This window comes from Autumnicola lenta (assembly GCF_031846515.1).
GTDB lineage: Bacteria > Bacteroidota > Bacteroidia > Flavobacteriales > Flavobacteriaceae > Autumnicola > Autumnicola lenta.
On record NZ_JAVRHO010000001.1, the window covers coordinates 122,253 to 147,528 of the forward strand.

Here is a 25,276-nt window from a genome sequence, read left to right on the forward strand (position 1 = left end):
TATTAAAAGCTTTAGTTGTTTTATTCCTTACCTCTCATTGGGAATCCAGTTATCCTCCCCTTTTAAAATATTTTCTGCTGAATATCTTTCGGCTTGTTGCTGTCTAAGTTGATGTGCCCATTCCACTCTCTCCTCCGCAGCTGCCCCAGGTCCTTCGGAAGCAAATTCGGCATAAAAAGCGGTGTTTTCAGCTTCAGGTTTATTCCAGTTGTGCCAGCCATCCTTTTTGATGTGATCTCCCATTGTGGTATTAATGAAAACAGTTTGCGCATATTCACGCCAGGGTCTACCCAGGTAAACTTCTTCTTTGGGAGCATCGCCAGTGAGTTTGCAGTTTATAAAAACAAATCCAAAAGGAGAGTCTTTCTCTGTTGAAGCAGCCGTAATGTAGTGACCTCCTTCTTTGGAGTAGATTTCACAGTCTTTAAAAACTGCCGTGGACCAGCCAAAAATAAAATCGGTAGTACCTTCTATATAACAGTTTTTGTAATATTGCCGACTGTTCCGCCCGTGCGGATACAATGTATCCTGAAATCCCAAAAAGCGACAATTTTCGAACATTACCCGATCCCCGTCCACCCGAACTGCTACGGCCTGGCCCACGGGACCAGAAGAATTTTCAAATGTAAGATTCCGGGCTGTGAAGTCGCTGCCAAAAACAAAAAAGGAAGAAGACCCAGTTGTGCCCATTTCCTCCCCGAACCTATTGAGTTTTTTTGAGTAATCATCATAAGTAAGAATAGTTGTTTCTTTATCTTCTCCTATAAAAGTAACATTTGTTTTGGATGCGGGGAGAATGAGCTTTTCTTTATAAACTCCTTCTTTAATATATATGGTGGTTGTACTTTTTCTAAAATCAGGAACAGCATTTATTGCCTCCTGAACAGTAGTGAAATCTCCAGAACCATCTTTAGCTACTAAAAAGTGGAATTCATTTTTAGGAATGTTATCAAATTGAAGTTTTTTACTGCCCAACCAGTTATCATTAGTCCGAACACCGGCAAAAACAAATAAAGCCACATTTACAATCAGGAAAAAAAATACTAAGGTTTTTTTCATCATACGTTTTAAATAAATTTTTTTATTAGAACTTTCGAATTAGATCGTTTTCTGCAAAATGATCGACTATGTTTTCCAACTGACAACCAAAATCTTTCATTATCTTCGCATCGTTCTCAAGATTCATCTCAATACCGCCGAAAATATAATTTTTGTAATCGATTGCGTTAATATATATGTTTTTGCTCATTAACACAAAAATTTCCTTATTTTTAAACAAATTATGTTTTACTAACCGAAGGTAATTCTAGTACGGGCGAGGTAATTATCTAAATACTATCAAGCTGATAAATATTCTCCAGCTGTCTAAAAGAAGTAAATCTATTTCAACCTTAACAAAATAATGAGCGGAAAAGAAAAAGTTACTATATACGATATTTCGAAAAAATTGAATGTAAGTGCCGCAACGGTATCAAGGGCGCTGAACCAGAATCCAAAAATAAGTTTAAAAACACGGGAATTGGTCGCCAAGACTGCAGCGGAAATGAACTATAAACAGAACCGGCTTGCACAGGCTCTAAAAAGTGGCAGAACAAATAACATAGGCGTGATCGTTCCCTATATTAACCGTAGTTTCTTTTCCTCTGTAATCAGAGGAATTGAAGAAGAACTTCGACCACACGGATATCACGTTATTATTTGCCAGTCTCATGAAGAAGCTAGTAATGAGGTGGAACAAATAAACACTCTTTTAAATACTCAAATTGATGGAATTTTCATGTCTGTGTCGAAAACTACCCAAAATTCAGATCACATAAAGAAAGTGCTTGAAGAAAATACGCCTCTTGTATTTTTTGACAGGAAAATGGAAATATCCGGGGTAAGCTCTGTAGTTATAGATGATTTTAAGGCAGGATATATGGTCACAGAACATCTCATCCAGCAGGGCTGCACACGTATTGCTCACTTATCTGGAGAGAGCAACCTCGAAATTTACAAATATCGGCACGAAGGTTACTGTGCCGCACTTAAAGAGCACGGACTAAAATATGTTCCGGAGTATGTAATTAAGGCTAACAGTAAAATCGAATCTGGAATAGAGGCTGTAGAGCAATTGTGGAGTCTGGACATCAAACCGGATGCCGTTTTTGCTGCCGGTGACTATGTTGCCCTTGGTGCTATTCAGGAACTTAAAAACCGAAAAATACGAGTCCCTGAAGATGTGTGTGTTGCAGGTTTTAGTAACGAACCTTTTACTAAATATATGGAGTTACCGATAACCTCTATAGATCAAACTCCGCAGCTTATGGGAAAGATTGCTGCACAGGTATTTTTAGAACAGGTACAGGAAGATCAAACTTTAACTATTGAGAAGAAAGTGGTACTCCCTCCTGAGTTGTTTGTGAGAGATTCTTCAGATAGGAGCGTAAAAATTAACAATTAACCGCTTGATTAGCTTCTTTACAGCTAATGTAACCGCTGTTTTTCAATAAAAGGAGAGCCGTTTTACCGGCTCTCCTTTTTAATCTTAAATCTAACTATTTCGGAATTACCATAGCGCAGGTCAAAATGTGACAAATTTCCCCTGTTATTGTCTTGACCTGAAATTCTCGTTTATTCTCCGTAATTACTTGTTTTAAAATACATTAAGCGTTTATTAGTAGTAATATTTATCCCTTTTATAGCGACCTTTGGAAGATTTACATTTTTCACTTTACTATATTTATATCTTTCTATCACTACATTCATTCTGTAGCTTCTTTATTCATATTAATGTAGACCAAAGATTTCCGATAATGATCTCCTTCTCTATAAAAATAAGCAGTACCGAAGAGAGGCTCTTTAACTTGTAAAATTTTTAACAATGTAATCGATTACGTAAATATATTTATAAATTATCAAGTACAAAACTTTTTAGCTAAAAAGTGATATTATATGAATTTCGCACCCGTGAATTATTATTATAAATAAAGATTCAAAAAATGATGGTAATTTAGCCAGGTGGCTTTATAGGTCAGAAGAAAATAGAGACAATCCATTATAATCCTTCTTCACGGAACGCGAAATGGATTGTTGCTTCATTCATATTGTTATTATGCAGTGATGGTCTTGAAGGTCTCGACTCTATCCTTTTAGCCTTCCTTGATACAATTAGATAGTTCATTTAAAGTTTTAACTAAGTAGTATATAACCCAACACGCAATAAACTTCTTGAACTAAAAGACGCCGTCTTGTGAGCTATTAAAGATTCACAAGACGGCGCCTGATTAAAAACGAAATATGGTTCTAACTCATAAGAGTATTAAAATTTTTATTTTCAATTGATGTCAATTAAAATTCAAATGCTCCGAGATCTGGTGCTGAACCGTTAAAAGGTAAACCTACATCTACTCCTGCATCAATCAAATCGCTATCAGATTTAAGGTGAAAAAAGCTTACATCCGGAAGGCTTCCATCGGCTTTTCTTGGTGCTGTTAGTTCAGAATAATCTATACTTACATAGTCATCCACTGAACTTTCCAATCCTTCCGTATCCCAACTATTGTTAGTAACATCTAGTGTTGTAGCATTAACACTACCCACTTCTCCAAGCACATTGCTGTTTTTGATGACGAGTTTCTCAAGAGGATTTGTACTACCAAAACCATAATTGTTTCCATTATCATAGGCGGAACAGTTATATAGGGTCACATCTCCCCTGTTACTGTTATGATCAAAGCCATCAGCTGCGTTTCCTACTGCGATACAATCCATATAAACTGCATTATGCTTTAGATCTTTGTCATCGCTTCCACCGGTTTTAAAACCGTTACCATCACCTCCACTTGGGGAGCCATCCTCTAAATAGCCATTTTGGATAGCCCAGCAATTTTCATAAGTGGTAGTTACATTATCAGCTCCTCTTAAATAGCCATCCCATCCATCATCCAGGTTTTGCCATGCTCTGCAGCCTACAAATTTATTTCCTGTACCTACGTTTAGTTTAGCTGCAAAACCATCGGCGTTTTCAAGTGTGGAATCTGCATTAAAGAAAGAATCGCAATTCAGGATAGTGTTGTTAGCGGCACCATTATCTAGCTGAAGACCGGTATCTGAACATTCAGAAAAGGTACAGAATTCAATCAGGTTTTCATGGCCTTCAATAAACATCCCGTTATCGCCAGCTTTATATACATCGATCCCTTTTATATGCCAGTAATCAGCATTTAATTCTATTCCGCGGTTAGATGAATTCTCTGCCATCGAGGAAAAATCGAATCTTGGTCTGGTTTCATCTTCAGGATGTGCCAATAAGGAAATCATATTGCCCTCACTACCACTGGTACTAATTTCTATAGTGGAATCAAACATATAATCTCCGCCGCGGATATAGATGTTTTCTCCCGGAACAGCCGCTGCAATAGCATCTAAAATTTCCTGAGAAGTACTCACTATTTCCCCTTGTACAGAAGAGGTGTTTTCACCTGTTCTGAAGGAGTAGGTATTGCTTATAGCTGTATTCTTACTATCTGTTGTTTCCACATGCCAGTAATAAACGCTATTAGGATCTACCTGAATCTCCAGGGAGGTCTCAGTAAGACCTTTCCATTCTTCTGGGGGTTCCTGATCGCCATCCACCGTATCGGCAAATAAAGTATAAGTCAACGCATCACCATCTGTATCAGTTTCAGCAGCTTCCCATTCTAAAGTAACTTTACCATCTACAGAGGTCACCATAGCTCCGGAAGCCGGCGCCATAAGAGAGGCAGGAAAAGGAACATTATTAGATCCAGGCTCGCCGGCTACATAAAACCGGTAAGGTTCTGAAGCGGTAGTTTCTTCTCCGTTATTTTTTGAAACTACCCTCCAGGTATAAGGATTTCCTCTTTCCAGTCTAACTACAATCGCAGTAGCATTCAAATTAGGCCGCTGCGTAACTTCCTGGGTATTCAGATTTGTAATTATGAGATCGTAGGTATCGGCATCACTGGCTTCACTCCATTCAAAAGCTACTTCAGCCATATTGGCCACGACATCACCTATTTCACATTCTGTATTATCCTGCGGAAGTACAAGACTGGCCGCTCCCGGGACTACATCATTAACAACCTGGGCATCATCATCGCTGGAACATGACACCATTAATACAGCCATGACAAAGATCATGAGCGCTTTGTAATAAGGTATATTTATAGAGTTTTTCATGATTTAATAACTTTTAAAGTTTTATTTACCGTGGCTGATTTCAATTGAAGAAAATATACCCCATTCCTGTAATTGGTAAGGTCCAGGTGAATCACACGGTCTGACGGAATTTCCATTTTTTCTGAGATATGTACCTGCCCGCTAAGGTTTAAAAGAGATACATCTATAGCAGTATCTGTTCCATTAATATACACCTTCAAATCTCCCTGGGTTGGATTAGGAAACAGTACAACCTCTTCAGAAAGTAAAACTTCCTTATTGAAAGTACCCTGACAATCTGAATCTGTAGAGAGTTTAAATGTATTTCGACCCTTTTCAAGGTTCAGTACTATCCTGGATTGCGAGGTAGTGGTGATATTGCCATTATGTTCTATCTTATACTCCGTAGCTCCATCAAGAGAGAAAGTAACTGTGCTATTCGCATAATTTACAGAGGAATAAGCTGCCAGTGGAGTTGGCCCTTCTACAGTTACATTGAAACACTGCTCATATCCATCCTGCCCGTCAACGGTCACACATATATCATAATTTCCTGCCGTAAGATTTTCAATATTAGCTGAAAACTCATTGGAAGATGATAAAGTAGCTGCACCGGTTCCTGTACCAGATACGGCTACATTATACGTATAATTGGTATCTGCAGCACTAATGCTAATGTAACCGTCACCGTTTCCGCTACAACTTACGTCATATACAGATATATTAAAATTATCTGCCGCAAGATCAAAAACCTCACAACCAAAAACATCAACAGTCGCTCCTTCTGTAGAATCAGGGCAGTTATCCTCAAAATTGATGATCCCGTCACCATCATCGTCATCACATACATCTCCAACCCCATTTTCATTAACATCTGCCTGGTCTGGATTAGGAGTTGAGATACAGTTATCTTCTGCATTCAGAATTCCGTCTCCGTCAATATCTCCAAATGGCCCATCGGGTTCAGCCTCAAAAACAATGTCGCTTGTGGTTTCACCTGTTATTTCCAGCGTATTTTCCGGAATATAATAACCATCTACACCCTCATTTTCTATGGTATACTGAACATTTGGTTCAAGTTTTACTGAATATGTTCCCGCATCTGTATCAATCATTGGCTTCGGAACATAAAGTGCATCAGCACCCGGATCTGGAGTAAATGTTAAGGCTAAATCTTCAATATTTTCATCCAGACCAATAATTGATCCTATAACGGAATAAATTTCGACTTTTTCTATAGTTATATCATGGGTAGCTGCACTTTCAGTTATAGTTACCGAAGCACCATCTGAAATTACATATCCATCAGCTCCTTCAAGAGAAATATTGTAGTCAAAGTCTATTGGCAGTTCAACCTGGTAGGAACCATCGGTTGGTATTACATTCCAGGTTTTTCCTTCTTCAATAGAAAATACTATCGAATAGTCTTCAGGAATTCCTGGAGCATCAGTAAGATCTAAGTTTCCAGATAATTGCCCATAAGTGGCAGGTTTTCTAATAATCCTGAAATAGCTTGGCTTATCGGCCGTGTCGTAGATGTGATAAGTTCCGTTTGCCTTTGCCACAAAACTAACTTCCTGAAGCTCACCACCCACATTTACCACGTCATTCTGCAGTTCAGGATTTGCTGTATTTTCAAAATGAAGCTCACCATTTCCATCCTGGCCGAGCACCCAGAGAGTTACTTTATCATCTTCATTTAGATCCAAACTCATAAAACGGTTGGTAGCGCCTCGGGAATTGATGTAAACCCTTCCTTTAAAATCTTCATATTCATCAATATCATCATCATATCGGGTAAGATTCAAATTGGTTGTTCTTAACCTATCACTTCCACCTCCGGTAAAACTAAGATCACCAGCTGTAAAATCTGGCAAATTTATGCCTGAAGTTCCAGGGGTAATAGATTCATCATACCAGGAATTTATTCTAGATTCATTCAGCATATTGTTATACTGAGACTCGTCCAGTTGGGTTGCTCCAAAATCCCATACATCGGCCAGGCCTTCTACATAAATCAAATCTTTAGTTATACTGATGTCAAATGGAGAAGTATCTTCTGTTACTTCCAGGCTGGCATTACTGCTAATAGAATAGCCTTCAGCTCCTTCTAAGGAAACTTCATATTGATAGCCAATAGGAAGAACTATACTATACGATCCTCCATCTGCCAAAGAAAGCTTCCATGTCTTACCAAGTTCGTTTTTGAATACAATACTGTAATCTGAAGGAATGCCTTCGGCTTCTGCCACATCCACACTTCCTGTTACGGTAGTATAAGTAGCACTTTTACGTATAATCCTGAAATAACTTGGTTTATCGGTATCATCATAAATTCGATACGTACCTGCGGCTTTTGCCATAAAGTTTACTTCTGTAAGCTCTTCCCCTACAGCAACTACATCATTTTGAAGTTCCGGATCTGCTACATATTCAAAATGAATATTACCATTGCCATTTTGGGTAAGTGTCCAAAGGCTAATTTCATCATCTTCATTTAGTTCAAGGCTAAAATACCTGCCGGTAGCACCCGATGAATTTATATATACTCTTCCCTTAAAATCTTCGTATTCATCAATATCATCATCAAAACGGGTAAGATTCGTATTACTAGTTCGCAGGCGGTCACTTCCACCTCCGGTAAAGCTTAGATCTCCAACCGTGAAATCTGGTAAATTAATATCTGAGGTTCCCGGGGTGATAGATGAATCATACCACGAGTTGATCACCTCTTCAGTTAGTTGATTGTTGAATTGTGCTTCATCAAGCTGTGTTGCTCCAAAATCCCACACATCTGCAAGACCATTGCCTGCCGCTCCATCCTTTTGAATCAATAAATTCAGGGCGGTGTTTTCTGTAATTTCTATGTTAGTACTGCCGGTGATTGAAAAACCATCAGCACCTTCAAGAGAAATGTCATAAGTATCACCTGCAGGCAGGTCTACCGTATAAGTATCTTCAGAAACTGAAGAACTCCAGGAATCACCACTTTCATTGGTGAAAACTATACTATAATTGCCAGGAATATCTGAGGCTGCAGTAACATCTACATTACCGCTTACGGTAGCATTGTTAGCGCTTTTCCGAAAAATCCTGAAATAGCTGGGTTTCCCCGTATCGTCATAGATCTTATAGATTCCGGAAGTTTCTGCCGTAAAATTTAATTCGGTAATTTCTTCTCCAACAGCAACTACATCATTCTGAAGTTCTGAATCTGAAGTATTTTCAAAATGAATATTACTGTCCCCTTCCTGCGAAAGAGCCCAGATTGTTACTTCATCACCTTCAGTCAAGTCCAGACTGAAAAACCTTCCTGTAGCTCCCGATGAATTGATATAAACCCTTCCTTTAAAATCTTCATATTCATCAATATCATCATCATAACGGGTAAGATTCACATTGCTGGTTCGCAGGCGGTCACTCCCCCCTCCGGTAAAGCTAAGATCACCAACCGTGAAATTTGGTAAATTAATATCTGGGGTTCCCAGGGTTATGGATGCATCATACCAGGAATTGATAATATCTACCGACAATTGATTGTTGTATTCAGTTTCATCTAGTTGTGTGGCACCAAAATCCCAAGCATCGGTAAGATCACTGCCTGATTCTGAACTCATCGTATTACTTTCACGTACGATTCTAAAATAACTTGGTTTTCCGGTATCATCATAGATATTATAAGTACCGGAAGTTTCTGCCGTAAATTTTAATTCGGTAATTTCTTCCCCTACGGCAATTACATCATTCTGAAGTTCTGAATCTGCAGCATTTTCAAAATGAATATTGCTGTCACCTTCCTGGGAAAGAGCCCAAATTGTCACTTCATCACCTTCAGTCAATTCCAGACTGAAAAATCTGCCTGTAGCTCCCGATGAATTAATATAAACCCTTCCTTTAAAATCTTCATATTCATCAATATCATCATCATAACGGGTAAGATTCGTATTACTGGTTCTCAGGCCGTCACTTCCACCTCCTGTAAAGCTAAGATCTCCAACCTTGAAATCAGTTAAATTAATGTCCGAGGTTCCCGGGGTTATGGATGCATCATACCAAGAGTTGATAATATCTACCGACAATTGATTGTTGTACTCAGATTCATCTAGTTGTGTGGCACCAAAATCCCACACATCTGGAAGACCAGGTTCGTCTTGTGAAAAGCCCTGTGAAATCCCCAGCAAGAGAAAAAGAGCTAATAATTGTAGTTGTTTCATCATTCCATAAAGATTTAGTTTAATTAAATATGTTCTATCCTAGCATTCTATTTTTTTACTGCCTTTATTATTCGAGTAAATAACAAAAGGGTATACATCTTTACAATGCATACCCTTTTATTATTTAAAGTTTAAACATCATATTATCTCCAGCGAGGATCGCCTATCTGATTGTCAATAAGTGTTTGATTTGTAACTGTAAAGTCTCCAGTAGATGGGTCAACAAATCCTGGATCCAGATTAAAATAACTAGTGTCATCAAAAATATACTGCGCCGTATCATAGAATCCAGGTGCATTAAAGTAATTATTATTACTAAAAGACGGAGATTCATCTATTCCTTCTCTATCTGCATAACCTTCAGATTCTGTATTTACGATCAGTGTATTCCTCACTGTCACATCATTTGACACAAAACGTATATATAGCAGCCTACTGCTTTCATTATTCGAAACGGCGTAAAGTGTATTACTATCAATAAGTACGTTCGAAGTCAAGCCCGCATCATTAGAGGTTCCACTCGCATCCATTCTTATAAAGTCCCTGTCTGGAGCAACATTATAAAAGGTATTGTTTAGAAGGTTTATATTAAGTACGTCTGAATTTCTAAAATCTATAAAGTCCCCTCCTGAAGTAAAGATGTCGTACACAATACTATTTTCAACGGTAAGTGTTTGTAAAATGGCATCAGTTTCGTTACCGGCAATAAAGGAACGTCCATAATCATGGATGTTACAGCCGCTTATCAACAGAGAATTGAAATTTCCTGGACCAGTATACCTCACAAAATCTGAGAGATCTGATGATCCTTCACCAAGACCCTGCAGGTCCAGATCGATCAATTCCACATCTTCAGCCCCTGCAACAATTTCAAAATTCAATTGAAGAAGTGGCTTATCAAAGCTTCTCAAACCTCTAATGGTTAAAGATTTATCAAGCGTTATCGTTCCGGTTTGATCGGTATAATCCCCCGGTTCCAACACAAAAATATCGCCTGCAACTGCATCTGCAATCATTTGTAACAGGTCGTCCTCCGGAGTTAATAATTTACCATCACCAATATCGATTCCTGTAGTAAACTCCTTAACGCCTCTTATTTGCGAACCATTAAGTAAAGTGGCCGTGTAATCTGTTTCTGAGCTAAGACCGGTCACAGTAGCGATCCCGGCAGCTCTATCGTCAGCGGTAATAGTATAGGTAATATCTCCCGGGCTTAGGCTTATTTCAGTAACCTCACTGCCAGGCACCCATCTCAGGATTGCCTCACCAGACTTGATATCGCCATCTTCGCCTTCGATAAAGATCTGCTCGGTTAAAGTTCGGGCTGTTGTGGTCGCCCAGGAGGAGTCATCAATTCCCCTCTCACTAATAGCTTTAACTCTTATAGAATATAAAGTTTCACTTTCAAGAGGTACCAGAACTGGTACCTCATCAGGATTCACCTCAACCGTTCTTACAATATTGTTGAATTGTAATGAATCATTTGCAAACTCAACAATATAGCTATTCGCATTGTCGTTGACCGTCCAGTTCAGTTCTACATTAACCTGGTTTCTTACAAAGGCTGTTAGATTTACCGGAGCGAATTCTCTGTCTACAGGAAGCTCTTCGACAAGTTCTTCATCATAGTCACAACTCGTAACAGTAGCCACGAGTAGAATAGCTATCAGTAAACTCTTAAAGATGTATTTTACTTTCATAACTTATTAATTAATTCTGTTTTTTAGATTCTAGTAACCGTAGTCGTTTACTAATTGGCCATTACTGGCATCAATAAATACCTGCCAGATCGGCCAGAATTGTCTGTTATCTGGATCTACTCCCGGTTTATAAATGGTATTAATTATTTCATCCAGTGGCTGATCCCAGGTAAAAGCTGAATACTCAGGACCAGGATTTGAGGTTTCACCTCTTTCCAAACCATATATATCTAAAGTATACCCATCCTCTTCATATTTAAAATAAAGCGTGGTAGGCACATTAGCATAGTCCCCTGTTCTATTGTTTAAATCTGACAACTCCTGTTTCTCTTCATCTAATTTCTCGCTAAGTAGATTCCACCGAATAAGATCCATTTTTCTGTCCATTTCTCCTGTAAACTCATATTTATATTCTTCTACAATTGCATTGAACATTTGCTCTTTGGAAGAAAGCGCATTTACATAAGCATCAACTTTCTCGCTATGCTGATCGGACGGAAATGCTCTTTGGCGGATTTCTTTAAGGTAAGGTGCTGCAGCTCCAGGCCCTTCTAATTCGTTAGCCGCCTCTGCAGCAGTTAAAAGAATTTCAGCATATCTCATATAAATCAAGTTAACTCCGTCATCATTTGTTGAAGTTACATAACGATTCATCCATTCATATCTATATTTTCCAAAATACCATGTATCAATACCCACCAGCTCTTGCTGAGCAATTCCATCTATTGCAGCTCCCCATTCATAAGGAACAGCGGTTACATCTCTTCGTGTATCCTCCTCATCAAAATCGTAATAAACAGTAGGTGTTGGTCCGGCCGTACCACCTCTAGGCTGACCGGTGAATTGGTCTGCACTTCTGTGACGAACGGCAAAAGAAAATAAAACACGTCCACGACCATCTGCGAATGGGATCTCCCATAAAGATTCTCCACCGGCATTTATATTTTCCTCATTGTACCTTCTCCAGAAACCTTCAAAAGACGGTTCAAGTGAAGCGGTTCCACTATTGATAACAGATCTGCACTCCTCCAATGCTAACTGATACATCTGCTGAACAGAAAGATCAGGATCATTACTTCTTCTTACACCGTCAGGATACTGCTGAAATCCACTAGCTACCATTGCCAAGCGGGCTCTAAAACCTTTAACAAAGGCCTTATTAATACGCTCAACAGTTGTGGTTGCAGGACTTGCATTAGGCCAAGCTACCAATGTAGATGCCTCTCCTAAGTCTGAAATTAGTCTTTTGTAGATTGTATCACGGCTGGTTTTAGGTAAATACAGCGTCTCGGAAGTAATAGGTTCAAAGCGAGCAGGTACATCTCCCCATGCCTTCATAAGATCTGCATAGTAGATTGCCCTATAAGTGAGTGCTGCCCCTAAAAGTTGACCAAACTCTGTTCCTGGTTCAGGACTACCATAAGTTCTTATTCCTCTAATAACTATATTTGCTCGTTCTATACCCTGATACATTAAAGCCCAGGCGTTATTATCGGTATTCATTCGAGAATTACTCGGCTTAGCATCATAGTATACCAAATCTGCATCTGAACCTTCGTCTCCAGCACTGTAATTATATTCAACATCTGTATTAAACCCATAATAAGGAATAAAACGTCCTCTATAAGAATTTGTTTGTCCTATAGGTTCCAGTATTCCATCTACTGCTCCTCTCGCTAAACCTACCGTTGAAAAAATAGTCGATTCATCAAGACTTGATTTGGCAGGAGCATCTAAAAAATCTTCATCTACAAAGTCCTCCTCGCATGATACTACCAGGCATATTAAAAGAAATGCCAAACAGATTTTTATTAAATTTTTCATTTTCATCTAAATTTTAAAAATTAAGGTTTAAACCAAATACTATTTGTCTGTTTCTAGGAAACGGAGAATAATCAACTCCTGGCGTAAGAGGAGTACTTCTTCTGGTAGACACCTCAGGATCAAGGCCTGAATAATCGGTTAAAACAAATACATTATTTGCTGTTGCATAAAATCTTAGTTTAGTGATATTATATTTAGAAACAAGCGAATTAGGCAAGGTATATCCTAAAGTAAGGGTATTTAGGCGGAGAAAAGAACCATCTTCAACAGCCCAATCACTAAACACATAGCTACGCATATATGGAGACCACATTGTGGTGTTTTCATTTGCAGCTGCCAACGCATCAGGATCAGTTATAAGCTCACCCGTTTCAGGATTAAGATTAGTCCATCTCCTTCCATCTTCCATAACAGAACTCAAATTACGATACTGGCTATTTTCGTTAGCTGTAGTAAATTGAACTTTATTAGCATTATAAACATCATTACCAATACTGTAATTAAAGGCTGCAGAAAAATCAAATCCATATGCATACGAATTAATCACAAATCCACCCGTAACATCTGGATTAGCATCCCCAATTATAGAGTTGTCATCAATATTCACTACTCCGTCCCCAGTAATATCTTTTAATTTTAAAGATCCTGGCATTACTTCCCCTACTACATCACTATTGTCTACCACATCAGGTTTTAGTGTATATGTATTTGTTGAAGAATCATAATCAAAATCAGATACTTCATAACGTCCATCATTTTGATAGCCGTACATTGCTCCTACCGGTTGACCTTCCCATACAGCGTAATCACTACCAATTTGAGATGATGCCCAACCTGAATACTCCTGATAATCTTCTAAAGACCCTAGTGAATTAATCTTATTCTTATTCGCCGATGCATTTAGGGAAAAACTTATTCCATAGTCTTCCTTGGTAATTGCGTTAATATTTAATGAGCCCTCAACTCCTGTATTTTGGATCTCACCAAGGTTTCTGTATTGAAATTCGTATCCAGAACCTGGTGTACGAAAAGCAAGCAGTAGATCGGTAGTAGTATTTTTATAAGCTTCTACAGTACCACTTAATACTCCATTGAACATATCAAAGTCAATTCCAGCATTTTGAGTTACTGTAGTTTCCCATTTAAGGTCTGGATTAGCCAGAACTCTTGAGGCTGACCAATATGTTGGGATATTATTTAAATAAGTAGTAGTATTAGACTGAAAAGTTTGTATTGTTTGTCCTGCTGGAATATTGTTATTACCGGCTTCACCGTAACTTAATCTCAATTTCAAAGCATCCAGCCATTCCACATCTTTTAGAAAATTTTCTTCTTTCATTTTCCATGCTACTGCGGCGGAAGGGAAATACCCCCAGCGGTTATCCCCCAGAAATTTACTAGATCCATCTGCACGGTAGGTCGCTGTAACTAAATACTTATTCATGAAGTCATAATTCACCCTGCCAAAAAATGATAATAGCTTATCATCTGGACGATAAAAATTATCGACAGTTTGAGGAGTACCCTGAGTCGTTAATCTTCTGGTAGTCTCAAAATCGAAATCCCTTGGAAAACCTTGAATTTCTGCAACCTCAACATTATCCTGAGTGATAATAATCTCTTGACCTAAAAGCAACTTAATGTTGTGATCTTCATTAAGAAAATTATTAAAATCGTAATTGATTGTATTGGCATTCCTAAAACTTTCACGCTTTCTATCGCTATAAACAAGTGATGGCAACCCCTGATTATTTGCAGATGGTCTGTTATTGGAATAATAGGTAGATCGGCCATAATATCTATAATCCTGCTCGATTCTATAATCCAAACCAAAATCTGATTGAAATCTTAAATTATCAATTATATCCCAGCCAAAGCTTCCTAACATATTATAATTCCTTCTAAGCTGCTGTCTTTGGTTATCATCTGTAGCCACAAATGGATTTATCAAATAACTTGCTACAGCCCCTTCCGTATCTGCCCTAGTTGTAGTAAGACCGGAGATTGGAATTGGGGAGTATTGAACACTATATTTCAATCTTGAATCAGCAGAAGAAATTTCATTTTGTTCATTGGCACCTCCTCCATTAATTTCAGTTTCAGAAAATCTAATAGTGAAGGATAAATCTACCTTCTCACCCGCCTGACTCTTTAGAGCCAAAGACAGGTTATCTCTTTTGAAATCTGAGCCAACCATGATAGTATTCACATCATAATGTGCATAATTAAAATTAAAATTTGCCTTTTCAGAACCACCTCTTATTGCCATATCATGGCTCTGAACTTCTCCCATATTACCATAAATTTGTTTTTGCCAGTTATTGCCTTCCTGACCGGCATATAGATCGTAATCCTGCCATAATCCAAAATATCTTTCATAAGAATCTAAATTTTCAGGATCATCCAATAATGCATACTCATATTGCCATTTTACAAAATCTTCCGGTGAAAGGACATCAATGGTATTTGCTATTTTCTGAAAGCCATAAAATGAATTCACATTCACACTTATCTTACCATCCACCCCATCCTTGGTTGTAATGATAATAACTCCATTCGCTCCTCTTGAACCGTAAATTGCTGTAGAGGAAGCATCTTTTAATACAGAAATGCTTGCAATATCAGTAGGACTTATATCACTCATACTGCCCACAGGAAAACCATCTACAATTATTAGAGGTGAGCCATCCTGAGTCAGAGAACCATTACCCCGTATCCTAATATTGATTTCAGCATCTGGTGAACCTTCAGTGGAAAGCACTTGCACACCAGCAAGTCTCCCCGTCAGGGTCTCTGCAACGCTGGATTTTGCCTGCTCGGTCAAGTCATTCCCTGAGATAGAAACCACCGACCCTGTTAGGTCCGATTTTCTGGTAGTACCATAACCTACCACCACAACCTCATCCAGAGAATTTGAATCTACTTCCAATGACACATCAATGGTACTTCTCCCACTTAAACCAACTTCAAGAGTTTGAAATCCAACATAACTAAAAACTAAAACAGCATCTTCATTTGAAACCTCCAGAGAATATTCACCATCAAAATCTGTAACAGTTCCGTTAGAAGTTCCTTGTTCTAAAACCGTAACCCCGGGCAGGGGGCTTCCATCATCTCCAGCGATTACTGTTCCCGTTATCGCGTTAGTTTGAGCAAAAAGGGGATTACCTGAACCTATAAGAAAAAATACAAGTAAGATCACCAAGGGTATACCGTTATGCTTCCCTTCCGAAAATGTAGTCCTACAAAGACAACATAATTTGTAGTGTAATTTTTTCATCATAAATAATGCATTTAAATAAATGTGAATTCGTTTTAGTCAAAGTCTTTTGCTGTTGTATGAGTTATCGAAAACGATATCGTGAAATGCTAAATAAATTTTAACACATCTCTATAACACCAGCCTTTTACTAAGTAAATAGAAATAAATTTATAAACCTTTAACAATGTAATCGATTACGTAAATATATCCATATATTTCCAATTACAAAATTATTTATAAAAAATTTTAATTCTCTTTTCGCCTTATTCATTACCTGCCACGCATTAAACCGGGATTAGTGTTAAGAATTTAGGAAACACAACAGTCGGTAGCTTTCTGAAAATAGGTCTAATTTTCTATCATTGTTGTTTGTTTTCCGGAAGAGTAGTAACCGTTGCTTATTCTTGAAATCTGATATCTTATTTGTACATCTATTCAGTATCCACTTACTATATAGCTTGTAATACTCCCAATATTCAGACCATAGGTTGAGTTAAATAATTTATTAAATTCACCAAACCTATGGAGATATCCAGAAGAAATTTAGGGTACGATTTAAAGCCAGAGTAGCTTTGGAAGCTATCAAAGAACGACTTAGGCGAAAGGTTTAAAAAACAGGCAGAAAATAAAGCATATTCAGGATCAAGCCTAATTGTTGTGTTCAGAGTACGATAAGTTCAACAAAACTCAGAAAATAAAATCCGACTTTGATAAGATATTTAAAAAAATAAAAAAGAGGAATAAAAATAATTCAGGAGTTAAGTAATCTTCAGGTTGTACTAATGATAATGCTCTTAATTATTCCTTTCGAAGAATCAAATATAAAAATAGATGAAATCAACTTAACTTAATCTCATTTACCTTATTTTATAAAACGGATGAAAAAGAGAAAATCTGTCAGCAATGTGTCCAAAAGAAATAAAGCCGCTGATAATCAGCGGCTTTTGTCGGGATGACAGGATTTGAACCTGCGACCCTACGCCCCCCAGACGTATACGCTACCAGACTGCGCCACATCCCGAATCTTTACTGCATTAACAAAAGAAAATGAACCTCCCTTAAAAGAAGTGCAAATAAAATAGGTTATTTACATATTTCAAAAGAATTATTACTTTTTGTTTCGCTCTTTTGCTGCAAAATGACTCATAAAATTATCAGGATGTGCTCCTGTTCTTTCTTCTCTGTCCAACATATCAATACGAGCCATATCCTCCAATAATATTTGAAAATCAAATACCTGCGAATTTTCCAAAATTCTTTGCTTATGCACGCTTTTTGGTATAGTCAATACGCCTTTCTGAAGACTCCAGCGAATCACTAATTGTGCTACGCTTTTATCATACTTCCTGGCGAGCTGCTTTAATTCTTCAATTTGCATTACTTTACCACGCATTAATGGTGACCACGCCTCATACTGAATATTATTTTTTTTGCAGTAATCAATTAAATCTCGCTGAACAAGCCTTGGATGGAATTCATTTTGAAGAACCATGGGAATAACTTCAGATTTATTCTTTAGCTCTTCCAAATGGTGCTCCATGCAATTACACACTCCAATGGCTTTTGCTTTCCCATCGCGATATAATTTTTCAAGAGCCCTCCAGGTATCAATATATTTTGCGGTAGGCCAATGAATTAGATATAAATCAATATACTTAATTTGTAAGCTTTTAAGAGATTTTTCGAATGCTTTCAAAGTGCTTTCATACCCCTCGTCATCGTTCCAAACCTTTGTTGTCACAAATATTTCATCTCTCAAAACTCCGCTGGATCTAATAGCTTCTCCCACGCCTTCTTCATTCTTATACATACTGGCAGTGTCAATGTGCCTATACCCAATTTCTAGTGCGGAATGGACTGCTTTTATAACTTCATCTCCATTATTTGACTTGTACACTCCTAGTCCTAAGTATGGCATATCAACGCCGTTTCTTAAGCTTATAGTTCCTCTAATATCGGTTAAATCCATACGCCCTAATTTTATGATTGGATTCCAAAAATAGACTGAAAAATTGAACATCCGAAAACTTTTAATTAGAGATAGGGTGTATAGCGAGTGCACAGGGTTTATTTACTCATTCTGAAAATCTTACAAGAAAAAAAGGTTTGTTTGCTGTAAAACTATATTTTTGAAGAAAATTTGCACTATCCCCAGATATGAAGAACCTCTTAATTGCCCTTATTTTACTGAGCTTTACTCCCTTAACTACACAAGCGCAGGAGACTACAGAAAAGAATACCGACTCACTTTACTACAATGCACTTGATTTGTACAAAGGAAAGGAATATGGCGAGTCATTAAAACTTACTAATCGTGCTCTGGAAATTGCACCAGAATATCATGATATCAGAATTCTGCAGATAAGGAATTACTGGGCTCTCAATCAGCCAGATCAAGCTGATCAGGATTTAAATCTTTTACTGAAAGAAGCTCCACATTATGTAGACACAAAACCCCTTGCTTTGCAGCGTATTGGAAAGTATAATGCTAAAAAAGGCGCTCTTCAGTTTATAGCTGAACTGGAAAATATTTATACTAACGATACTTCCCTGAAAATTCAAAAAGCACAGCTCCTGCTGAGTTTAAGAAGAAGAAAAGAGGCGAGGGAAATAGCCCTGAAAACTATAGAAGATTCAGAAATTTCAGGAGCTGATCGATATGTACTTCAAATTATCTTAAATAGAACAGTATCTAATGAAGTTGCCGTAAATTATCAGCTAAACAATTTTAGCGATGTTTATGAGCGGGAGCCATGGCATACGATAAGTGCAGATTTTCAGCATAATATAAACCGCACCGCAATAATTGGAAGGGTAAATTATACTGACAGGGCTTATGACCAGGGAACGCTATACGAGCTGGAGGCTTATCCCGTGTTTAATGACAGAATGTATGGTTTTGTAAATGCAGGTGTTTCTGATGGTACACTTTTTCCTAATTACCGCGGAAGTGCTTCGTTTTTCTATAATTTTGCTCAAATCTTTGAAGCCGAAATTGGCGGCAGGCTGCTTGGATTCTCCGATAGCAGTTTTTTTACAGGTATTTTAGGACTAACTGCTTATCAGGGTAGTTTCTATCTTAATGCCCGAACTTTTCTTGGGCCTGAAAGGTTAAATCAACTGGTCCAAAATTATCAGTTTAACATTCGATATTACTTTGGCAATGCAGATAATTTCTTCTTTGGCAGACTGGGAAGTGGTATCTCTCCCGATGAAAGGGTAATATACACCTCGGTACAAAACAATCCTGGTCTGGAAGCTTATTATTTTAATGTTGGTATAAATAAATCTTTGGGCGTACACCATATTATACAATTGGGAGGAGGTTACCTTTTTGAAGATGTAAATACGGAAACAAAGGGAAATCAACTTCTTGCGAACATCATGTATCGCTATAGATTTTAGTCTTCAGAGATTTTAAAACCTTTTCTGGTCATCACTCCCCACCCAGACTTGATTTTAAACAACTTCTTGTAGTACCCCTTCATTTGACCATACAGTAAAACCGGGTGATACAAAAAAGGCTCAAGATAAGATGCCAGGAGCAACTCTATGACCTGCCGGGGTTTGGTATAATGGTTAAAACTTTTTACATACATAAAAACAGCAGCCGTAGAAAAGAGACAACCCAGGAGATAAATAAATGAATAGATAAGGATAGCATATGGCCAGTTGATAAGCCCCAGTACGGCAAAAACAAAAAGCGCGATAATACCTAAAAACTCCACCAGAGGCGCTCCAAATTCAAAAATGACCCAGTAAGGGAAATAAATTAATCCCATTTTCCCGTACTTCCTGTTAAAAAGAAGATGTTTATGTATGCTTATAGTTTCCCACAAGCCCCTGGACCACCTGTCCCGTTGGTTGATTAGTACCTGGTATGTTGGAGGCGCTTCTGTCCAGCAAAGGGTTTCCGGCAAATAAACAACTTTATAAGGTAATTGTAGATCTTCCATATGTGTTCTTAATCTAACACATAACTCAAGATCCTCCCCTACCATTTTTACGTCAAAGCCCCCTACTTCAATAACCCTTTTTAAGGGGTACATTCCAAAAGCACCAGAGACCAACATTAAACCATTAATTTCCCCCCATGCCATACGCCCCAATAGAAAAGCTCTTATACACTCTACAACCTGAACCATTGGCACAAGATTATTAGGTAACCTTAATTCCTTTAGAACACCATTTTTCACTACAGAATCATTGACTACTCCTATACCTGCTCCACAGGCAATAATTTCTTTATCATCTTCTTCAAGATACGGCCTTACCATCTTTATTAAAGCGTCCTGTTCAATTATACAATCGGCATCTGTACAAATAACCAGTTCACTATTGGCAAAATTCATTCCCGCATTTAAGGCGTCTGCCTTACCCCCGTTATTTTTATCTATTACGGTAAGGTGGGTATATTTTTTATTCCTGCTTTTATAAATGTAATTAACGGAAGCGGTTGGAATAGGTTGGGTTATAAACGTTGCATCTCCTGGTTCAAGCTCAAACTCTTTAATGAGCTTCTCCAGGGAGTCGTCTTTACTGCCATCGTTAACTAAAATAAAATCATAATAAGGATACTGGATAGACAGAAGGGACTTTACATTTTCTACTATAGTTAAACCTTCATTATAAGCCGGTGCAACCAGTGTTACAGAAGGAATATCTGTCGCCCCCACAATGTCCTTAACATTTAAAAAAACAGAACGTTTCTTTGTTCTTCTAATCGCCCTGTTTGCCAGAATTATTCCCGTAAAATATATGCTCATAAGGACGAGTCCGTAAAAGAAGAAAAAATAATTTACAGACCAGAAAACGATATCTCCCCAGGAAATGTTAAACAGATCATTCTGCATAGACCCCGGTATTTGAGTATTGCTGAAGATAAAATTCCTGAACCTTTTCTTTGTAACCGCTATTCCAAAGGATCTCAGCCGCTTTTAGTTTAATTTCATCATTGGAGGTTCTTAACAGATCCATATAAAAATCCAAATCAATTTGCGAATTCTCAAAAATGTAGTCTATTAACTGCCTTTGCTGACTCACTACAGGAATTCTGTGAAAAAAGTTTTTAATCTCTTCAATCTTTGTTGTCACTTTAAAACTGTTGAGACAATATATAGCTGCTTCCCTTACTTCATAGTTGGAATGATCCAGGTGGGACAAGATATAATCAATTTCACTTTCGAGCCCATATTTCCTGATAATACGCATTATCAACTGTTTTGCAAAAACCCTGTCAGACCCATAGATTTTCCTTAGGGATTCAACTTGTGGTTCCCTGTAAAGGTCATACAATTTCTCCACAATTTTAATCTGCTGCCAACGTGTAACTTTCTTCTTTAAATAGGGTATAAACCGTAAACTTTCCCAGCCCAAAAAAACGACTAATGCAATTTGAGCTTCACGACGGACATAAAGGTTTTTATGGTTTCTTAACGGGATAATTTCCTGGAGGTATTGAGTCTGGTTCATCTCATATATCTCTCTTATACCGCAGGCTTTGTTGTACCACCCATAGGTTCGTACCTTTGAAATGGAAGCACGAAATGGTGGTATCTGTCCGTAAAGCTGTTTAAGTCTATCGTGATTTTTGCCCAATATCGATCTTTGAGTTCTTATCATTAGCGCTATAAGATACTGCACATTCTTCATCCTGGATTCCCTGATCCCGATTTTCCTCATGAGCCGCTGAATTTCTACAAGGGAAACAGGGTTCTCTTTATCTGGATATAGATAATTGCTCACTACTTCTGCAAAAGTATTTTCTATTAAGCGTAATTTACGAGACCTCCTTCTTCTGTAAACCATAGTAAAACTAATACTGATCCAAAGAAGAATCAGTATCAAAAGGCCTACCTTGAGAATTAGAATGAGTACTGCTATATCCATTAATAAGATTTTATTAATTTCTCAATCTCATCCAAATCAAAAGGAATTTCAAAGAATCCGGCTATACCCTCTAAAGCCATAGTTTCTTCTTTTATTTTGTCCTGCCCCATATTGGAAACAATGAGCAAATGCCGGTGTAGAATAACCTCCTGAACCTGAGAAACAAATTCCAGGGGAGCGATGCCATCAAACAAAATATCAGAAATGATGACGTCAAAATTGGTGTTCTGATCTTCAATATCCAAATGCCCTAAAGAAGAAATTGCTTTGCAACGAAAGGAATTGGAAGTTGCAAGGCGCTCAAGGATCTTTAGAATAATAATATCTTCCTGTATTACAAGAGCTTGTCTAGGTTTCAATAAGATAATAATTTGGAGCGCTGAAATATACTACTATTTCTAAACATCTGACAGTCTATAGGTAAAAGTATGGAAAGTATTGAAATTCGAATATAAAGTCTTCTGTTCCTCATTTCATTTTCCAATATCTTGGACTAAATTTAAATATATCCTGAATATTTATTACTACTCGCCCACCTGCCGAAAGATTCCGGCTATTCTTCCTTTATATATTAACTATAATTTTTGTCTAAACACAACAAGTAGGCTTGATCCCTAAACTACTTTAAAAATCGTAGCACCAATACTTCCGCCGAGTCATTCAATGCAAAAATTAAAGCCTTCAGAAGTCAATTTAGAGGAGTAAAGAAAATCGAATTCTTTCTGTACAGATTAAGTAATATTTTTGCCTAACCCACAACATTTACTCTTGATCCCTGTCAAATGATATCATCTGACATCAGTAAAAACAAAAAACACTGAAAATCATCCGATTAAGAGTGTTCTATATACTTTTTCGATAAGGTTCGTCGGGGTGGCAGGAAACTCTGTTCCATTCGGAGAGCTTACTATGAGCCACTCTATACTTTATCAAGTGAATATATTCACTGAATCATTCACTAAAATAGAAAGAACTATAAGACTAATTATATTTGATTGCCTTTGATACCATAAATGTACGAAAATTATTAATGTCTTAGAAAAGCCGTTCTTCTAATGCACTTTTCCAAACGACAAAACCTTTTCGCTGGTCTGAATAATCGTGTACAATTCGACTGAAATTATTTACAGGATTTTGTAAAAAGTTCTGCCTTCCTTTGGCACGAATTAGGTTCAAATCATCATCAACCAATTTAATATTACGCTTTAGGTTGTTTAACTTCTTATCGAAATGCCAGATATATGTTGCTTCTTCAGTGTCTAACGTTTCTAGAATTAAATGAAACGCATCTTTTCCTGAAATCAGGAAAACAAAAGAAAATGGTTGCAATACAAAACGAAGCCTCAGAATTTCTCTCTCGTGTTTAGAAGCCAAATACTGAATTTGCCGAAAATGTTTTACATTTTTATTCTTTAAAAGCTCATTTATTAAATCCTCTTCGGAATTATATAAAGGTTTATTATTTTGACCCTGTAATTTTTCTATATCTAATAGATTTTTATCAGCTTCAGAGGAAGGTGCTTTTCTTAGAATATCTTTTTCCACAAACCGAAATCTTACACTTTCAATAAGTTCCTGGTTAATGCTCTCTAAATCCTTCGAGTAAGCAGATTGAGCCGCTAGTACCTTATTTTCTATTTCAACATAAATTTCAATTTCCACATATTTTGATTTTAAGGCTTTGGAAAAATAAGTTTTTAATACATCAAATTCCGGTCGAAATTCATCGTTTTCAACTTCAAATTCAAGAGGATTCTCCATTTCCTGTGCCTGATATTTAAAAGCTACCGCTCCATAGCGAAAATCCAAATCAGCAATTGCTATTCTAATTTTTTTGTCGATAGTTAAAAGCTGAAAAGAAGAAGGTGCTTTCATATCTTCATCAAATAGGGTAGCTTGCTTGTCAAAGTGCCTGTAATGTCTATTCCTTTTGAGAAAAAGGCGATTCAGATAATCGATTTGATAATCACGGTAATCATAAATCACCGGTGTAAGCTCTGAGCGTTGAACACGCCCTATATATTGAATCAACTTGCCTTTGAATGAGAAAGGATAAGCGAGGAAAAGGCAAGAAGCATTCTGAAGATCACTACCCTCCCCAAAAAGCTGACCCGTAGTAATTAAAACCTGATAATGTCCTTCATTTAGTAATTTCCATTTCGTTTTACGGTTTGCTTCCGAATCTTCTCCACTTAAGGTAATCGATTCAAAAGATTGTTTGAGATATTGGTTTAAGGAATCAATATGTTCCTTTCGCTCAGTTATAATAACTGCCTTTTTATCTAAATTTAGTTCGGCTTCTACATCCTGTAGGATTAACCTATTCCTGGAAGAATCGTGTACCAGGATTTTTGATAAAGTTTCAAAAGCATCTGTTTTGGAATTGAATGGAATATTCAGGGAAGTGTTCCTAATCACAATCCTTGGTCGCTTATACTCCTCTATATCAGCAGGTTTTATTTCGGCAATATTCTCTCCTAAGTATACGAAGATTAGCTTTTCGTCATTTCCTTTTCGAAAAGGGGTAGCAGTAAACCCGTATTGATAATATGATGAAAATTTTGATATCGTATTCCTGTAGGTTTTGGCCGGTATATGATGACATTCATCAATAATTAGGATTCCAAAAGCTTGGGTAAATTCTTCTTTCTCTTGCTTTTCAAGGTATCTGGATAAACTTTGGATCATAGCAACGGTAATTCTTTTCCCCTCTTTAGCCTTGCCCTGGCCAATTTTGCCGATTTCATTCTTAGGAATGCCGAGGAAACCTTGAATTCGTTCAATCCATTGCAGCATTAGTTGCTTCCTGTGGACAATAATAAGAGCCGGTTGTGCTTTAGTAGCAATTATCTTGAGAGCCATAACAGTTTTTCCTGAACCTGGTGGCGCAGAAATAATTCCAAAATCTTTCTTTGAAGCCGCTTCAATTGCCAGATGCTGGTGTGTGCGAAGGTTTACTTCACACGAGAATTCAACGAGTGCTTGTTTTTGTCTTTTATCATAAAAGTCATAAATAAACTTTTGGCTATTACAGTATCGAAGTAGTTTTCCAACGAATCCTCTAGGTATAAATATTCCTTCTTCTGTATCTTCTATACAATTGAAATAAGGCTGTGTTCCCCACGTATTTTTATTCGATTTCTTTTTAATATAAAATTCAGAGTTGGCAAAATTGAGTTCTTCTCTTAAAAATCCAATCAAAGTAGAATTTATTCCTGTCCTGT

Annotated in this window: 14 protein-coding genes, 1 tRNA gene and 1 pseudogene; 3 read left to right on the forward strand and 13 right to left on the reverse strand. The window is 37.4% G+C overall.

All coding sequences use genetic code 11. The annotated features are described in order from the left end of the window. Nucleotides 1–27: 27 nt before the first annotated feature. Together RM545_RS00485 and RM545_RS00490 are read right to left on the reverse strand one after the other, a co-directional pair. The gene (locus RM545_RS00485; RefSeq protein WP_311493303.1) at nt 28–1,062 is read right to left on the reverse strand and encodes a pectinesterase family protein; all 1,035 of its coding nucleotides are present in this window, start codon (nt 1,060–1,062) and stop codon (nt 28–30) included. 22 nt (nt 1,063–1,084) lie between these two features. Next, complete coding sequence (locus RM545_RS00490) at nt 1,085–1,249, reverse strand: hypothetical protein (RefSeq protein ID WP_311493304.1); 165 nt, start codon at nt 1,247–1,249, stop codon at nt 1,085–1,087. Between the two features lie 153 nt (nt 1,250–1,402). Between RM545_RS00490 and RM545_RS00495 the strand changes: the two genes are divergently transcribed. Next, nucleotides 1,403–2,443: a LacI family DNA-binding transcriptional regulator gene (locus RM545_RS00495; protein WP_311493305.1), complete on the forward strand. Its 1,041-nt coding sequence runs from the start codon at nt 1,403–1,405 to the stop codon at nt 2,441–2,443. An 887-nt stretch (nt 2,444–3,330) separates the two neighbouring features. Here the strand turns inward: RM545_RS00495 and RM545_RS00500 are convergent. The 7 genes from RM545_RS00500 to RM545_RS00530 form a co-directional block, all read right to left on the reverse strand. Further along, nucleotides 3,331–5,184, reverse strand: a complete 1,854-nt coding sequence (locus RM545_RS00500; RefSeq protein ID WP_311493306.1) for a right-handed parallel beta-helix repeat-containing protein — start codon at nt 5,182–5,184, stop codon at nt 3,331–3,333. Then, entirely contained in the window at nt 5,181–9,380 is a 4,200-nt protein-coding gene (locus RM545_RS00505; protein WP_311493307.1) for a T9SS type A sorting domain-containing protein, read from the reverse strand. The genes RM545_RS00500 and RM545_RS00505 overlap by 4 nt, the downstream gene beginning before the upstream one ends. Before the next feature lie 140 nt (nt 9,381–9,520). Continuing rightward, a complete protein-coding gene (locus RM545_RS00510; protein ID WP_311493308.1) occupies nt 9,521–11,077 on the reverse strand; it encodes a DUF4957 domain-containing protein in 1,557 nt (518 codons plus the stop codon). A 30-nt stretch (nt 11,078–11,107) separates the two neighbouring features. Then, a complete protein-coding gene (locus tag RM545_RS00515; RefSeq protein WP_311493309.1) occupies nt 11,108–12,901 on the reverse strand; it encodes a RagB/SusD family nutrient uptake outer membrane protein in 1,794 nt (597 codons plus the stop codon). Nucleotides 12,902–12,914: 13 nt separating this feature from the next. Beyond that, nucleotides 12,915–16,184: a SusC/RagA family TonB-linked outer membrane protein gene (locus RM545_RS00520; protein ID WP_311493310.1), complete on the reverse strand. Its 3,270-nt coding sequence runs from the start codon at nt 16,182–16,184 to the stop codon at nt 12,915–12,917. Between the two features lie 926 nt (nt 16,185–17,110). Continuing rightward, a tRNA-Pro gene (locus tag RM545_RS00525) sits at nt 17,111–17,184 on the reverse strand. 87 nt (nt 17,185–17,271) lie between these two features. After that, entirely contained in the window at nt 17,272–18,132 is an 861-nt protein-coding gene (locus RM545_RS00530) for an aldo/keto reductase (RefSeq protein ID WP_311493311.1), read from the reverse strand. Between the two features lie 188 nt (nt 18,133–18,320). On the opposite strand from RM545_RS00530, the gene RM545_RS00535 reads away from it, so the two are divergent. Further along, nucleotides 18,321–19,568, forward strand: a complete 1,248-nt coding sequence (locus RM545_RS00535; RefSeq protein WP_311493312.1) for a YaiO family outer membrane beta-barrel protein — start codon at nt 18,321–18,323, stop codon at nt 19,566–19,568. On the opposite strand, the gene RM545_RS00540 is transcribed toward RM545_RS00535, so the two are convergent. The 3 genes from RM545_RS00540 to RM545_RS00550 are packed head-to-tail and all read right to left on the reverse strand — an operon-like array spanning nt 19,565 to nt 22,411. Then, entirely contained in the window at nt 19,565–21,016 is a 1,452-nt protein-coding gene (locus RM545_RS00540) for a glycosyltransferase family 2 protein (RefSeq protein ID WP_311493313.1), read from the reverse strand. The two genes, RM545_RS00535 and RM545_RS00540, sit on opposite strands and share 4 nt — an antisense overlap. Next, entirely contained in the window at nt 21,006–22,052 is a 1,047-nt protein-coding gene (locus tag RM545_RS00545; protein WP_311493314.1) for a HEAT repeat domain-containing protein, read from the reverse strand. The genes RM545_RS00540 and RM545_RS00545 overlap by 11 nt, the downstream gene beginning before the upstream one ends. Continuing rightward, nucleotides 22,052–22,411: a response regulator gene (locus RM545_RS00550; protein WP_311493315.1), complete on the reverse strand. Its 360-nt coding sequence runs from the start codon at nt 22,409–22,411 to the stop codon at nt 22,052–22,054. Before RM545_RS00550 ends, RM545_RS00545 begins: the two co-directional genes overlap by 1 nt. A gap of 267 nt (nt 22,412–22,678) precedes the next feature. On the opposite strand from RM545_RS00550, the pseudogene RM545_RS00555 reads away from it, so the two are divergent. Further along, nucleotides 22,679–22,804: pseudogene (locus RM545_RS00555) on the forward strand (ISAon1 family transposase); the annotation flags it as partial. A 283-nt stretch (nt 22,805–23,087) separates the two neighbouring features. Here the strand turns inward: RM545_RS00555 and RM545_RS00560 are convergent. Then, complete coding sequence (locus RM545_RS00560) at nt 23,088–25,253, reverse strand: DEAD/DEAH box helicase family protein (protein WP_311493316.1); 2,166 nt, start codon at nt 25,251–25,253, stop codon at nt 23,088–23,090. Nucleotides 25,254–25,276: the final 23 nt, after the last annotated feature.

Excerpts from the sequence above, each read along its gene's own strand:
- RM545_RS00485 (WP_311493303.1), bottom strand. The coding sequence starts at position 1,062 with ATGATGAAAAAAACCTTAGTATTTTTTTTCCTGATTGTAAATGTGGCT.
- RM545_RS00490 (WP_311493304.1), bottom strand. The coding sequence starts at position 1,249 with ATGAGCAAAAACATATATATTAACGCAATCGATTACAAAAATTATATT.
- RM545_RS00495 (WP_311493305.1), top strand. The coding sequence starts at position 1,403 with ATGAGCGGAAAAGAAAAAGTTACTATATACGATATTTCGAAAAAATTG.
- RM545_RS00500 (WP_311493306.1), bottom strand. The coding sequence starts at position 5,184 with ATGAAAAACTCTATAAATATACCTTATTACAAAGCGCTCATGATCTTT.
- RM545_RS00505 (WP_311493307.1), bottom strand. The coding sequence starts at position 9,380 with ATGATGAAACAACTACAATTATTAGCTCTTTTTCTCTTGCTGGGGATT.
- RM545_RS00510 (WP_311493308.1), bottom strand. The coding sequence starts at position 11,077 with ATGAAAGTAAAATACATCTTTAAGAGTTTACTGATAGCTATTCTACTC.
- RM545_RS00515 (WP_311493309.1), bottom strand. The coding sequence starts at position 12,901 with ATGAAAAATTTAATAAAAATCTGTTTGGCATTTCTTTTAATATGCCTG.
- RM545_RS00520 (WP_311493310.1), bottom strand. The coding sequence starts at position 16,184 with ATGATGAAAAAATTACACTACAAATTATGTTGTCTTTGTAGGACTACA.
- RM545_RS00530 (WP_311493311.1), bottom strand. The coding sequence starts at position 18,132 with ATGGATTTAACCGATATTAGAGGAACTATAAGCTTAAGAAACGGCGTT.
- RM545_RS00535 (WP_311493312.1), top strand. The coding sequence starts at position 18,321 with ATGAAGAACCTCTTAATTGCCCTTATTTTACTGAGCTTTACTCCCTTA.
- RM545_RS00540 (WP_311493313.1), bottom strand. The coding sequence starts at position 21,016 with ATGCAGAATGATCTGTTTAACATTTCCTGGGGAGATATCGTTTTCTGG.
- RM545_RS00545 (WP_311493314.1), bottom strand. The coding sequence starts at position 22,052 with ATGGATATAGCAGTACTCATTCTAATTCTCAAGGTAGGCCTTTTGATA.